Consider the following 14,197-nt stretch of genomic DNA (forward strand, 5'->3'; position numbering starts at 1 on the left):
AAATTAAATAATATGAGCAATTTAAAAGGTAGAGTGGCAGTAATTACAGGAGCTACAGGTGGTATTGGTTTCCAAGTAGCTAAAAGACTAGGAAAAGATGGATATACTGTAATTTTAAATGGTATCGAAGACGAAGTTGGAGCAAAAAGAGTTGAAGAACTTACTGCAGAAGGAATTACAGCTGAATATTATGGATTTGACGTTACAAAAGAAGATGAAGTAACTTCAAACATTAAAAAAATTGGTGAAAAGTACGGTAAAATAAATGTGCTTGTAAATAACGCAGGAGGATTAGGTGGAAGGTCTAGATTTGAAGACATGACTACTGAATTTTATAGATTTGTTATGGCATTAAATCTTGACTCAACATTTTTTGCTTCCAGAGCTGCTATACCATTTCTTAAAAAAGGAGAAAATGCATCAATAATCAACTATACATCAAATGCTGGATGGAATGCTGGTGGTCCAGGAGCTGGAATCTATGGCACATCTAAGGCAGGAGTTCATACAATTACAAGAGCACTAGCAAAGGATTTAGCTGAATATGGTATCAGAGTAAATGCAGTGTCTCCTGGTACAATTGATACGCCTTTTCATACACAAATTAAATCAACCAAACCAGAAGTTTTTGCTTCATGGAAAAATAATATTATGTTAGGAAGATTAGGACAACCAGAAGAAGTTGCTTCTGTTGTTTCATTCTTAGCTAGTGAAGATGCATCTTTTATAACTGCAGAAACTATTCAAATTGGAGCTGGACAAGGATTAGGAATATAATATTAAATATTCTTTTAAGTAAAATTTCGAATAGTCTATAATTTTATTGTATAAAGAATCAAAAACCCTAAAATGGTAAATTAAAAGGAAAAGTGGCTGACGTAATCCATTAAGAAGAGAAGGGCGTACTCACTAGCTTGCCGATTAAGTTGCTTATTTAAAAGCAATGAGTCATTATTTCTTAATGGAAATAATATAGAAATTAGTGGCGGGTTAGCTTATAAGTAATTTAATATGCCTAGTCCAGAATAATGGCTACAGATTAATAAAAGGATTGAATTTATAAATTAGGGCTGAACAATTAGGTTATTGTTCAGCTTTTTTTAACATGTAAATATTTTAATTTATTCCTTTATGTAATTTAAACAAGTTCTCTAAGGTGTTGTTTTTTACCAAATTAGGTAACGTAACTTTTAAATTAGGCGTACGTTGCATTTCTCTTTTAATAGCAAATAGAGCTTCTTCGTTTCTAGCCCAACTTCTTCTAGAAATACCATTATTAACATCATAAAAGAGCATGCTTTTTAGGCGTTCTTCAGCTTCTCGTGTACCATCGAGTAATAACCCAAAACCACCATTAATAACTTCTCCCCAACCAACACCACCACCATTGTGAATAGAAACCCAAGTTGCGCCTCTAAAGCTATCACCAATCACATTATGAATAGCCATATCTGCTGTAAATTTACTGCCATCATATATGTTTGAAGTCTCTCGGTAGGGAGAGTCGGTTCCGCTTACGTCGTGATGGTCTCTGCCTAAAACCACTGGTCCTATTTTACCTGAGGCTATCGCATTATTAAATGCTTCTGCTATTTTTATACGCCCTTCGGTATCTGCATATAGAATGCGCGCTTGGGAGCCTACCACCATATTATTTTCTTTGGCATTTTTAATCCAGGTGATATTATCTTGCATCTGCAACTTAATCTCTTCTGGTGCAGACTCCATAATACTTTGCATAACTTCTGCTGCGATGGTATCTGTTATATCTAAATCTTGAGATTTTCCAGAGGTACATACCCAACGAAATGGGCCAAATCCATAATCGAAACACATAGGACCTAATATATCTTGAACATAGGATGGATATTTAAAGTCGATGTTGTTTTTTGCCATAACATCTGCTCCAGCACGGGAAGCTTCAAGTAAAAAAGCATTCCCATAATCGAAGAAGTAGGTGCCTTTTGCAACATGCTTGTTAATGGCAGATGCATGTCTTCGAAGTGATTCCTGAACTTTTTCTTTAAAGAGTTCTGGATTTTTACGTAGCATTTGGTTTGCTTTCTCAAATGATACGCCAACAGGATAATAACCCCCAGTCCATGGTATGTGTAGTGATGTTTGATCGGATCCTACATGAATAAAAATACCTTCTTCATCAAAGCGTTCCCAGACATCTACTATATTTCCAATAAAAGCAATGGATACAATTTCATTTTTATTTTGCGCTTCTGTCGTGCGTGTTATGAGGTTGTCTATATTGTCAATTAAAACATCAACCCAACCTTGTTCATGACGTTTTTTAGCTGCTTTTGTATTAATTTCTGCGCAAATAGTAATGCATCCTGCAATGTTACCAGCTTTTGGTTGTGCACCACTCATACCACCCAATCCTGCTGTTAAGAATATTTTTCCTGCAGGAGTTTCTTCTTTTGATAAAATCTTTCTAAAAGCATTCATAACAGTTATAGTTGTGCCATGAACAATACCTTGTGGGCCGATATACATAAATGATCCTGCCGTCATTTGTCCATACTGTGTAACACCTAATGCATTAAATTTTTCCCAGTCATCTGGTTGCGAATAATTTGGAATCATCATACCATTTGTAACAACTACTCTAGGCGCATTTTTAGATGATGGAAATAATCCCATAGGATGCCCAGAGTACATATGCAACGTTTGCTCGTCTGTCATAGTAGCTAAGTATTGCATAGTGATTAGATATTGTGCCCAATTCTGAAAAACACTTCCATTTCCGCCATAGGTTATTAGCTCTTCAGGGTGCTGAGCCACGGCAGGATTCAGGTTGTTTTGAATCATCAACATGATGGATGCGGCTTGCAATGATTTTGCTGGATAATCATTTATAGGTCTTGCATAAAAATCGTAATCAGGTTTAAAACGATACATATAAATACGTCCAAAATTTTTTAGTTCTTGAGCGAATTCTTCAGCCAATATTTTATGCCATTTACTCGGAAAATATCTTAGTGCATTTCGAATTGCTAATTGCTTTTCTTCTATGGAAAGAATGTCTTTTCTTTTGGGTGCCCTATTTATGTTTAGAGGATAAGCTTTTTTATTGGGCAATTCTTGTGGTATACCTTGTATAATCTGTTCTTGAAATGTCATTTTATTATATTTTTTGTCATTACGATGATCCTATAAGTGCGAAGTGTCAATCTGTTGCTAGAATGATGAGATTACTTCACTATGTTAGTAATGATGTTAATGAAACTTTATTTAACTATTAAAGATTGTTCTTTTACTAAAAGAATCATATTATATATGTCATCTTTTAAAAGTCTATCGTCTTCTAATTTTTTGACTTTATTTCGTATTATTTTGTGATTATCTTCTAATATTTCTGAAAATTTATTTGGTCTTCTAAATTCCATCGCTTGAGCTGCATACATAAGTTCTATCGCTAGAATCTTTTCAATGTTTTCTAGAATCTGATTAAATTTTCGACTTGAAATACTTCCCATAGATACATGATCTTCTTGCCCTAATGATGTAGGAATGCTATCGGCAGAAGGCGGAAAGCATAAGGACTTATTTTCGGTAACTAAAGCGGCTGTTGTGTATTGTGGAATCATAAACCCTGAGTTTAATCCACCTCCAGTCGTTAATAAACGAGGTAAGCCGTATTTACCTTCAATTAGTAAATAACAGCGTCTGTCTGAAATATTCCCAAGTTCTGATGCTGCTATAGAAGCATAGTCTAATGCCATAGCTAATGGTTGACCGTGAAAATTACCTCCCGAAATAGCTTCTGTGTCACTTAAAACGATAGGGTTGTCGGTAACGGAATTCATTTCTATTTCGGCTAATTCTTTTAAGTGATAGTAGGCATTCCTTGATGCTCCATGTACTTGTGGAATACATCGCATGGAGTAAGGATCTTGCACACGTTCGCAATCTTCATGAGACATAATGTTTTTAGAACCTACAAAGAGCTTGCGCATGCGTTTGGCTACTTTCAAATTCCCTTTAAAAGGTCTTATTGTATGAAGCGCTTTTTTAAATGGTGAAGCGCTACCTTTATAGCCTTCAATACTCATGGCGCCAGCAACATCAGCTAAATTAAGCAGGTATTTCATTTTGTTTAAACCAATAATGGTATGGGCTAGAATAAATTGTGTGCCATTTATTAAACCTAAACCTTCTTTAGCTTGAAGTTGTATAGGATTTAAGTTATAATCTTTTAGCACTTTTTTCGCAGGATGAATAGTGTCGTTTATCCAAAACTCACCTTCTCCTAGTAATGGTAAAAACAGATGCGATAACGGTGCCAAATCGCCAGATGCGCCAACAGATCCTTGTTCTGGAACAACAGGTATTAAATCATTATCAATAAAGTATAGAATTCGTTCTATTAGTTCTAAACGAACTCCAGAAAAACCTTGGCATAAAGCATGTACTTTACAAATCATCATGATTTTAGAAAGTTGTTTGTCAATTGGCTTTCCAACACCAACAGCATGTGTAATTAGTAAGTTTTCTTGTAGCTTATTCGTTTCATTTGGTGTTATTTGTACATCACATAAAGGACCAAAACCAGTATTTATACCATATATTGCTTTGTTAGAGTTGGCCATAGTCTCAACTTTCTTTCTACAGGCATTTACCTTGTCTGTTGTTTCTTGTGTAATTATAGCTTGCATTTTGCTTTTTGCAATAGCCATTACTTTGTCTGTAGTGAGTGTATCTATTCCGTATTTAAATACCATAAGTTTTTTAGTTTGAACTTAACAAAGTTATCTGTATTTTTGATTCACAATAAGACCATTATTTTTATTAATTAATAACTATGAGTTATCAAATAGAATTAAGACATTTGCGGTATTTTTTGGCAGTTGCCGAAGATTTACATTTTAGAAAGGCCTCAGAGAAACTATTTATATCCCAGCCAGGACTTAGTAGACAAATAAAACAAATGGAGGATGATTTAGGGATTCAATTGTTTGAACGCCATAATAGAAAAGTGAAATTAACAAAAGTTGGTCTGTATTTAAAAACAGAAATAGCTAGAAACTTAAAAAGTTTGGATCACATTTTAAGTCATGCTAAACTTTTAAATAAAGGTATTGTTGGCGATCTTAAATTTGGATATGTAGGATCTGCAATGCAAGAAATTATACCTAATTCCTTAATCAAGTTTCAAAAAGAAAATCCAAAAGCATTATTCGGTTTAAAGGAAATGGATAACCAAAGACAAATAGAAGGTCTATTATTAGAAGATATTGATATTGGTTTCGTTCGATTGGATCGTGTCCCTAAGGGTATTAAAGTGAAAACCATATTAACAGAGAATTTTTGTTTGGTTTTGCCTAAAAATCATGTAATTAATGCAAGAAATTTTAAAAGTTTAAATCAACTTAAGGACGATTCATTTATCTTATTCGATCCTACCTATAGCTCCAGTTATTATGAGAAAGTCATGCAAATCTTTGATGATGCTGGATTTTCACCTATTATAACTCATAATACAATTCATGCAGGTTCAATTTTTAAGTTGGTCGAAAACAATTTTGGAATATCAATTGTTCCAAAATCTTTGCAATCTAGTAATGAAGAAGGTGTTAAATTCATTGAGTTAAAAAATATTACTCAAAAAACAACTTTGTCGGCTGTATGGAATCAAGAAAATAGAAATCCTATGTTAAAAGAATTCTTAAAACATATACAATACTACAAAATAGGTTGTTAACTTGCTTTTATTCTGGACTAAAATTCCCTACTTTTGGCATCATTAAAAAATAAACTATAAAGAATGAAAGCAATTAAATTATTAAGTATTGTACTAGTGGCTACGATTTTTGTGTCGTGCAATAAAAAAGCAGTAACTGTAGATGCATTAAAAACAGAGATTGATTCTGTTAGTTATGCGATTGGAATGGATGTTGGAAGAAATGTACAAATGAGTTTTGATGAAATAAATAACGATTTATTTATGGAAGGTTATTTGAATACTATTGATTCTGCTGATGTTTTAATTGATAAAACAGCCGCTCAAGGCCTTGTTCAAGCTTATTTCCAGAAAAATCGTGCAAAAATTCAAGAAAAGCAACGTGAAGCTGCTTTGAAAAAAGCTGAAGCAGAAAATGCAGAGGGGAAATTAGCTAGTGAAAACTTTTTAGAAGAAAATAAATCTAAAGAAGGTGTACAAACAACAGCTAGCGGGCTTCAATATCTTGTATTAAAAGAAGGTGAAGGTGAATTGCCAACTGCTACATCGAAAGTTAAAGTGCATTATCATGGAACTTTAATAGATGGTACTGTATTTGATAGTTCTGTAGATAGAGGAGAACCTTCTACATTTGGTGTAGGGCAAGTAATAAAAGGATGGACAGAAGGGCTACAACTTATGAAAGTTGGGTCTAAATACAAATTTTTCATACCTCAAGATTTAGCATATGGTGCAACTCCAAGAGGTGGTAAAATCAAGCCATTTGATGCCTTAGTTTTTGAAGTTGAACTTTTAGAGATAGTAGAATAATTTAGTTATTTTATTTATAATAAATGAAAGCAGGAAGTTTAACTTCCTGCTTTTTTACTTTAAAAAGGTTGTAACTTTGCAACTTAAAGGAATGTGTATATGAGTCATAAAGCAGGTTTTGTAAATATTATTGGTAACCCCAATGTAGGTAAGTCAACTTTGATGAATGCTTTTGTAGGTGAAAAGTTGTCAATTATTACCTCTAAGGCGCAAACAACACGTCACAGGATTTTGGGTATTGTAAACGGAGATGATTTTCAAGTGGTTCTTAGTGATACACCTGGAATTATTAAACCAGCTTACGAGCTTCAAGAATCTATGATGGGCTTCGTTAAATCTGCTTTTGAAGATGCAGACGTTTTAATATACATGGTTGAAATTGGTGAACAGGCATTAAAGGATGAGGCATTTTTTAATAAAATTACCAATTCAAAAATTCCAGTCCTGTTACTTCTTAATAAAATAGATACATCAAACCAAGAACAATTAGAGGTGCAGGTACAACTTTGGGCTAGTAAAGTTCCAAATGCAGAAATTTTTCCAGTTTCTGCACTTCAAGGGTTTAATGTTAAAGAGGTTTTTAATCGTATTATAGAATTGCTTCCAGAATCACCACCATTTTATCCTAAAGACCAGCTAACGGATAAACCAGAGCGATTTTTTATAAACGAAACTATTCGTGAAAAAATATTAATTCACTACAAAAAGGAAATACCTTATGCAGTTGAAATAGATACCGAAGAGTTTTTCGAAGAAGAAAAGATTATTAGAGTTCGATCTGTAATTATGGTAGAGCGCGAAACACAGAAAGGTATTATCATTGGTCACAAAGGAAGCGCACTTAAGCGTGTAGGCGTCGAAGCTAGAAAAGATTTAGAGAAATTCTTCGCAAAACAGATTCATTTAGAACTATATGTTAAGGTGAATAAGAATTGGCGTAGTAATCAGAAACAGCTGAAACGTTTTGGTTACAATCAGTAAGATTTGCTAAACTTTCCTTCAATTTCCGTTAACACTTAAGTTACATTGGGTTATTAGTTTTGAGAAAACTAAAAATCCAAAAATGAAACTATTAAGTAAAATTTCACTATCAATTTTTTTAATTGTGGCATTATCATGCCATAAAAATGAAGAAGCGTTTGAGTCCGAATTGTCTAATTCGGCAAAATCAACTAACTCTAAATCATCAAATTTTCATGTTAATTTTCAGTATAAATCAACAATAAAAGTTGGAGGAGAAGGGGCGTCAGAAATATCGGCATTCGATTCAAAAAACAACAAGCTTTTTGTAGTTAATGTTGCGAGTACCCAAGTTTCAGTTTTTGATATTTCAGATATTAATAATCCCATTGAAGAAGCACCAATAGCAATTTCTTTAGGATCACCAAATAGTATTGCGGTAAGTAAGGGTAGACTAGCTATTGCATTAGAAGCAGAAGTTAAACAAGACCCTGGCTTTATTTTGCTTTATGATACAAAATCATTGACTTTGTTACAGTCGTATCAAGTAGGTGCATTGCCAGATATGGTGGCATTTTCACCAAATGGTAAATTTATTATTTCTGCTAACGAAGGGGAGCCAGACGATTTATATTTAAATGATCCTAAAGGAACTATTAGTATTATTGATTTAGAATCTAATACAATATCTACCCTCGATTTTGAACCGTTTAATACCATGCAAGCAAGCTTAGAAGCAAATGGTTTTAGAGTATTTGGCCCAAATGCTACATTAGCTCAAGATGTAGAACCAGAATATGTAGCAGTTTCTAATAACTCTGAAACAGCTTGGGTAACACTTCAAGAAAACAATGGCGTTGCAAAAGTTAATCTGCTAACTAAAAGTATTGAGGCAATTTATCCATTAGGTTATAAAGATTTTAATGCAGCAGGCAATGAAATTGACCCAAGTGATAAAGATGGGGTTAAGGCCTTGGGTAATGTTCCAGTTTATGGTATATATCAACCAGACGCTATTGCTTATGTGAAAATAAGAGGTGTAGATTACATAATTACAGCAAATGAAGGGGATGCGCGTGATTATGATGGATTTAGTGAGGAAGAGCGTGTGGCTGATTTAATTTTAGACCCAAGCATTTTTCCTAACAGAGAAGAATTACAAAAAGATGAAAACATAGGACGCTTAAAAATTACAACCACATTAGGAGATCTAGATGGTGATGGCGATTATGATGCCATCTATAATTACGGAGCAAGATCATTTACTATTTGGACTGGTAATGGAAATATGGTTTACGACAGTGGTAATAGTATAGCTACCGAAACATTAAGTGCAACGCCCACTAGGTTTAATGATAATGACAAAAGAAGTGATGATAAGGGAGCAGAGCCAGAAACTGTAGAAGTTCTAAACATTCAAGGCAATAAACACATTTTATTTGTTGGACTGGAAAGAAACGATCAAGTTTTAGTTTATGATATTTCTAACCCTGCATCTCCTAAGTTTTTGCAGATTCTTTCTCATGCTGGAGATGAGGCACCAGAGGGTCTCTTAGCAATTTCAGAAAAAGATAGCCCTAATGGTAAAGATTTACTTCTAGTATCAAACGAAGATAGTGGCACTGTTTCTATTTATGAAAATAAGTAAATAAAAGCACGATTCATACTTGCTTTACGGCAAAAGGACTCTTAAAATTAATAAGTTAGAGTCCTTTTGTTGTAAATAAAATCTAGCATAAACTTATTTGTTGTTTATAAGCTTTAGATTACTTTCTTCAATCAAAGGTTTTTTTGAAATATTGTATCATTCATAAAATCTCTTAAAGCAAACATGTCCTTTTTACTAGTGTCTCGTCCAATTCTACCTCCAAAATAAAGAACAAACCAAAGTAAAATCATTAAAATCATTATGCTTATTTGTATCGTATACTCAGTATTTAATTTATAATTGGTGTAGGCCCATATTCCAAAAGCAATAAAGAGACCCGCAACCATAAAATGCAAGAACATAAACATGGTCCAGACCGTAGGATTTGGTCCGTACAATCCATGAAGTAAGCTAGAATTTTCATCAATCGAATCTATTTCCAAATGTAGTTGCGGTGACCAAAAATGTTGTTTTTCTTTAGGGAATTTAATAAAAACATGATTGTCAACACAGGTTGTAATAAATTCAGATTTATCATTTTTAGAAATCTTAAACCGTTTTAATATGGATTTATTATTCTCGTTTATTTCCAATTTAAAACGTGGTCTTAAAACAATGTCATTTGTAGTTGCCATTAAGTGAAATTTAGTGTCAATTAAAGTACTATTTTTTATTCATATTTTAAACTTTATCAATCTTTACTTAAAAAGGGTTTTACGTGGGGATATTTCCTATTTTTGCAAAATATTTGAAAAGCAAAAAAAATAATCAATCAGTCTTAGGCTGTTCTAGATAATTAAAACATTATGAGTAACATAGTTGCTATTGTAGGAAGACCAAATGTTGGAAAATCGACGTTTTTTAATCGTTTAATTCAACGAAGAGAAGCCATTGTTGATGCCGTAAGTGGAGTTACAAGAGACCGTCATTATGGAAAAAGTGATTGGAACGGAAAAGAGTTTTCTTTAATTGATACTGGTGGTTATGTAAAAGGGAGTGATGATGTTTTTGAAACAGAAATTGATAAACAAGTAGAATTAGCTATTGATGAAGCCGATGCTATTATTTTTATGGTAGATGTGGAGTCTGGTGTAACAGGCATGGATGAAGATGTTGCTAAACTACTCCATAAGGTTAATAAACCTGTGTTTCTTGTAGTAAATAAAGTCGATAATGGAAAGCGTGCAGAAGATGCTGTAGAGTTTTATTCGTTAGGTTTAGGAGATTATTATACAGTTGCTAGTATAAATGGAAGTGGTACTGGTGAATTGTTGGATGCATTGGTTGAAGCTTTACCAGAGAAAGAGGAGGTTGTAGAAGAAGAATTACCAAGATTTGCTGTTGTTGGTCGTCCAAACGCGGGAAAATCATCGTTTATTAATGCTCTTATTGGAGAAGATAGATATATAGTTACAGATATTGCAGGGACAACACGAGATTCAATTGATACAAAATACAACCGATTTGGATTTGAATTCAACTTAGTTGATACTGCTGGAATTAGAAGAAAATCTAAAGTAAAAGAAGATTTAGAGTTCTATTCTGTAATGCGAAGTGTTAGAGCTATAGAACATGCCGATGTATGTTTGGTTGTTTTAGATGCAACCCGAGGTTTTGATGGACAGGTACAAAACATATTTTGGTTAGCAGAACGAAATAGAAAGGGCATTGTGATATTGGTTAATAAATGGGATTTAGTAGAAAAAGACCATAAATCTGTTAAAGAGTTTGAAAGAGTCATAAGGCAACAAATGGAACCTTTTACAGATGTTCCTATTGTTTTTATTTCAGCTTTAACCAAACAACGCATTTTTAAAGCTATTGAAACGGCAGTAGAAGTTTATAAAAACCGTTCTAAAAAAATTAAAACTAGCCAGCTTAATGATGTTTTATTACCTATAATAGAAAACTATCCACCACCAGCATACAAGGCTAAGTTTGTTAAAATTAAATACATTATGCAATTGCCTACACCACAACCGCAGTTTGCTTTTTTCTGTAATCTTCCGCAGTATGTAAAAGAACCGTACAAGCGTTTTTTAGAAAACAAATTGCGTGAGAATTTTGGTTTTAATGGGGTACCAATTAGTGTTTATATGCGGAAAAAGTAACATTTCATTTGTAAAGATTTAAGTTAATTTTAAGAAAAATCACACGATAATTGAATTATTTTCGTTGAATAGTTTGTATCAATTAAATATGTGTCCAAGGCTCTATATTTTGGTATAACAATTGATACAAATAAAAGCTATTAACCATCAATCAATCAAATGAAAACATTTTTTTTGTTTTTAGTGTGTTCGTTCACATTTTGTGTTTTTAGTCAATCTAAAGACTTTAAGATTTCTGGAACTGTTATTTCGGAAGAAGAAAAGTCTCCTCTAGAGTCTGCAACTGTTTACTTAGAGAGAATAAAAGATAGCACTTTAGTTACCTATACAATTACAGATAGAGATGGCAGATTTTCTTTAGAAAATAAAACGACGAATAATGAATTAAGGCTTTTAATTTCATATGTTGGTTATCAAACATATTTAAAAACAATAAAAGTTAATCAGTCTGAAATAGATTTAGATTCTATTAAAATGCAAATTGATGCAAATGGACTTGATGCTGTTTTAGTTAAATCTAGAGCGCCAATTACAATAAAAAAAGATACACTAGAATTCAACGTAAAGTCCTTTAAAACTAAGAAAAATGCAAATGTAGAAGATTTATTAAAGTTATTGCCAGGTGTTGAAGTAGATGAAGAAGGTAAGATTAAAGTCAATGGTAAGGATGTTAATAAAATTCTGGTTAATGGTAAACCCTTCTTTGGAAATGATCCGACTATTACAACAAGAAACCTTACTAAGGATATTATTGAAAAAGTACAGGTTTTAGATACGAAGACGAAGGCAGAAGCTTTTTCTGGTGAAGAAGGAGATGATGACAGTAAAACAATAAATCTAACAATAAAGGAAGAAAATAATAAAGGTGTTTTTGGTCGTGCATCAGCTGGTGGAGGGACTAATAAAATATACGAGTACGCAGGAATGTTTAATCGATTTGATAATGATCAAAGAATAAGTGTGCTCGTTGGTGGAAATAATCATAATTCTCCAGGGTTTAGCTTTGGTGAAATTAGAAAAATGTATGGCGGTGCAAATTCTGTTAGGTTTAATAGCGATGGTTCATTTCAAATAGATGGGCGATCATTTGGCGGTGGTGAAGGTATAACAACATCTAAAAACGCTGGTGTTAATTTTGCTGATGAATTCGGTAAAGGAGTCGATATTTCTACAGATTATTTTTATAGTGGAAGTGATTCAGAAAATAAATCAACTACTCAGAGAGAAAATATTTTACCAAATTCACGTTTTTTTACAGATTCTGAATCTAATTCATTTAATTCTAACGATAGTCATAGTGCGAATTTAGAATTTGATATTGAAATTGATTCGACATTATTAATTAATATTGAACCATCTCTAAGATATTCTAAAAACCGAACTGATTTTTTTAGAAAAGAATCTTCAAATGATCCAGATAATATATTAACTAACGATTCTGAGACGAAATCTGTAGTGGAAACATTTGGGCGAAATTTTAGCAATGAAATAGACATTACAAAAAAATTAGGTTCTAAAGGGGCTTATGTTAAGTTTAGTGTTGAAAATGAAATTATTTCGAGAGATAGAGAAGATTTTTTAAATTCCGAAACGAATGTTTATGGAATAAATCCTGAAAACATTGTGAGGGATCAATATACTAATGGGAAAAATGAGTCTAATAATTTCAATACAAGGGTGAATTATAATGTTCCGCTTATTGCTAAAAAGTTTTTTTTAAACTTTGAATATCGATATTCAAGAAATAAGCAAGAAGATAATCAAAGCACTTTCGAGCTTGATACAAATAATGAATATACAGTTTTTAATCCTGAATTAAGTACAGATTTCGAATATATTAATGAAGTTCAGAAACCTGCTATTTCGTTAAACTTTAGAAACAAAAAATGGTCAGCTCGTTTTAAAACAAGTTATGTGTTTAGAACCCTAGAAAACAATGATTTTTTAAGGCCAGGAACAAGTATTAATCGTCGTTTTGAAGCAATTGAACTTAGGTCCCGATTTTCTTATAGATTTAGCCCGAAATCTTCACTTTATGCTAGCTATCGTCTTAATAATAATCCGCCTCAATTGTCTCAATTACAGCTCTTTAAAAATGTGTCAAACCCTCTTAATACATTAGTTGGAAACCCAAATTTAAGCCCTGTTAATTCGCATTGGTTTTATGCAGGATATAATGCATACGATTTTCAAAAGAGAACAGGGTTTAATAGTTGGTTAAATGGTTCTATAGATAATAATCAAGTAGTATCTAATACAACTATAGATGAGAATTTTGTCCGAACTACTACTTATGCTAATGTCGATGGTAATTATAGGTTGTCAGGTGGTTTTAATTATAGTAATAATGTAAAAATAGACACCCTTAGAACCATTAAAGTTGGAGTGGGAGTTTATAGCAATTTAAACAGAATTATAAACTTTAATAATGGAATCAAATATTCTAGTAATGTAAAATCTTTATCACCAAATATTAATTTCTTGTTTACATGGAAAGACGTTTTAGAATTTAGACCGAGATATTCAATTTCTTTCACCAAAAATTCTTATAATTTAGATTCATTTCAAAATAGAGAGTTTTTATTTCATTCATTAAAATTAAGTACAGCAACCTTTATCCCTAAAAACTTTGAATGGAGAAATGAAATAAATTTCACTTACAATCCTAATATTGCAGATGGTTTTCAAAAAAGTGCTTGGTTTTGGAATTCAACATTAGCATATTCATTTATGAAGGATAAAGCAGCTCTTACATTAAAAGCATACGACTTGCTTAATCAAAATACGAATGCTAGACGTATTGCTACCGAAAATTATATTCAAGATTCTCAAAGTACAGTTTTGCAACAGTATTTTATGTTGAGTTTTAGTTGGAAATTTAATAGTCTAGGTCAGAAAGGAGAAATAAACGACAGAGGTTTTCATCGTTTTTAATTAATTAGTCATTATTTTAGGTGTAGTTTTATTCTTGTC

Annotated in this window: 10 protein-coding genes; 7 read left to right on the forward strand and 3 right to left on the reverse strand. The window is 32.5% G+C overall.

What is annotated here, in order from left to right:
- The first annotated feature begins 12 nt into the window (after nt 1–12).
- Nucleotides 13–777, forward strand: a complete 765-nt coding sequence (locus Q0739_RS06520; RefSeq protein ID WP_298237897.1) for an SDR family NAD(P)-dependent oxidoreductase — start codon at nt 13–15, stop codon at nt 775–777.
- Nucleotides 778–1,116: 339 nt separating this feature from the next.
- On the opposite strand, the gene Q0739_RS06525 is transcribed toward Q0739_RS06520, so the two are convergent.
- Both Q0739_RS06525 and hutH read right to left on the reverse strand, forming a co-directional pair.
- Nucleotides 1,117–3,135, reverse strand: a complete 2,019-nt coding sequence (locus tag Q0739_RS06525) for a urocanate hydratase (RefSeq protein ID WP_298237898.1) — start codon at nt 3,133–3,135, stop codon at nt 1,117–1,119.
- Nucleotides 3,136–3,242: 107 nt separating this feature from the next.
- Entirely contained in the window at nt 3,243–4,736 is a 1,494-nt protein-coding gene (gene hutH, locus Q0739_RS06530; RefSeq protein ID WP_298237899.1) for a histidine ammonia-lyase, read from the reverse strand.
- An 80-nt stretch (nt 4,737–4,816) separates the two neighbouring features.
- On the opposite strand from hutH, the gene Q0739_RS06535 reads away from it, so the two are divergent.
- The 4 genes from Q0739_RS06535 (at nt 4,817) to Q0739_RS06550 (ending at nt 9,113) form a co-directional block, all read left to right on the forward strand.
- On the forward strand, nt 4,817–5,716 hold the full coding sequence (locus tag Q0739_RS06535; protein WP_298237900.1) for a LysR family transcriptional regulator: 900 nt from the start codon (nt 4,817–4,819) through the stop codon (nt 5,714–5,716).
- Nucleotides 5,717–5,779: 63 nt separating this feature from the next.
- Nucleotides 5,780–6,505 carry an FKBP-type peptidyl-prolyl cis-trans isomerase gene (locus tag Q0739_RS06540; protein ID WP_298237901.1) on the forward strand — a complete coding sequence of 242 codons (726 nt, stop codon included), beginning with the start codon at nt 5,780–5,782 and terminating at the stop codon, nt 6,503–6,505.
- A 99-nt stretch (nt 6,506–6,604) separates the two neighbouring features.
- Nucleotides 6,605–7,486, forward strand: a complete 882-nt coding sequence (gene era, locus Q0739_RS06545; RefSeq protein WP_298237902.1) for a GTPase Era — start codon at nt 6,605–6,607, stop codon at nt 7,484–7,486.
- Between the two features lie 82 nt (nt 7,487–7,568).
- On the forward strand, nt 7,569–9,113 hold the full coding sequence (locus Q0739_RS06550) for a choice-of-anchor I family protein (RefSeq protein WP_298237903.1): 1,545 nt from the start codon (nt 7,569–7,571) through the stop codon (nt 9,111–9,113).
- Nucleotides 9,114–9,244: 131 nt separating this feature from the next.
- Here the strand turns inward: Q0739_RS06550 and Q0739_RS06555 are convergent, their stop codons facing one another.
- Nucleotides 9,245–9,748, reverse strand: coding sequence for a GTP-binding protein (locus Q0739_RS06555; RefSeq protein WP_298237904.1), 504 nt, complete (start codon nt 9,746–9,748; stop codon nt 9,245–9,247).
- 171 nt (nt 9,749–9,919) lie between these two features.
- On the opposite strand from Q0739_RS06555, the gene der reads away from it, so the two are divergent.
- Complete coding sequence (gene der / locus Q0739_RS06560) at nt 9,920–11,224, forward strand: ribosome biogenesis GTPase Der (protein WP_298237905.1); 1,305 nt, start codon at nt 9,920–9,922, stop codon at nt 11,222–11,224.
- A gap of 159 nt (nt 11,225–11,383) precedes the next feature.
- Nucleotides 11,384–14,158 (forward strand): TonB-dependent receptor, encoded by a 2,775-nt coding sequence (locus tag Q0739_RS06565; protein WP_298237906.1) that lies wholly within the window; start codon nt 11,384–11,386, stop codon nt 14,156–14,158.
- The last annotated feature ends 39 nt before the right edge of the window (nt 14,159–14,197 follow it).

Origin of the sequence: uncultured Algibacter sp. (genome assembly GCF_947487605.1) — a bacterium.
Classification (GTDB): domain Bacteria; phylum Bacteroidota; class Bacteroidia; order Flavobacteriales; family Flavobacteriaceae; genus Algibacter_D.

Excerpts from the sequence above, each read along its gene's own strand:
- Q0739_RS06550 (WP_298237903.1), top strand. The coding sequence starts at position 7,569 with ATGAAACTATTAAGTAAAATTTCACTATCAATTTTTTTAATTGTGGCA.
- Q0739_RS06520 (WP_298237897.1), top strand. The coding sequence starts at position 13 with ATGAGCAATTTAAAAGGTAGAGTGGCAGTAATTACAGGAGCTACAGGT.
- era (WP_298237902.1), top strand. The coding sequence starts at position 6,605 with ATGAGTCATAAAGCAGGTTTTGTAAATATTATTGGTAACCCCAATGTA.
- Q0739_RS06540 (WP_298237901.1), top strand. The coding sequence starts at position 5,780 with ATGAAAGCAATTAAATTATTAAGTATTGTACTAGTGGCTACGATTTTT.
- Q0739_RS06555 (WP_298237904.1), bottom strand. The coding sequence starts at position 9,748 with ATGGCAACTACAAATGACATTGTTTTAAGACCACGTTTTAAATTGGAA.
- Q0739_RS06525 (WP_298237898.1), bottom strand. The coding sequence starts at position 3,135 with ATGACATTTCAAGAACAGATTATACAAGGTATACCACAAGAATTGCCC.
- der (WP_298237905.1), top strand. The coding sequence starts at position 9,920 with ATGAGTAACATAGTTGCTATTGTAGGAAGACCAAATGTTGGAAAATCG.
- hutH (WP_298237899.1), bottom strand. The coding sequence starts at position 4,736 with ATGGTATTTAAATACGGAATAGATACACTCACTACAGACAAAGTAATG.
- Q0739_RS06535 (WP_298237900.1), top strand. The coding sequence starts at position 4,817 with ATGAGTTATCAAATAGAATTAAGACATTTGCGGTATTTTTTGGCAGTT.
- Q0739_RS06565 (WP_298237906.1), top strand. The coding sequence starts at position 11,384 with ATGAAAACATTTTTTTTGTTTTTAGTGTGTTCGTTCACATTTTGTGTT.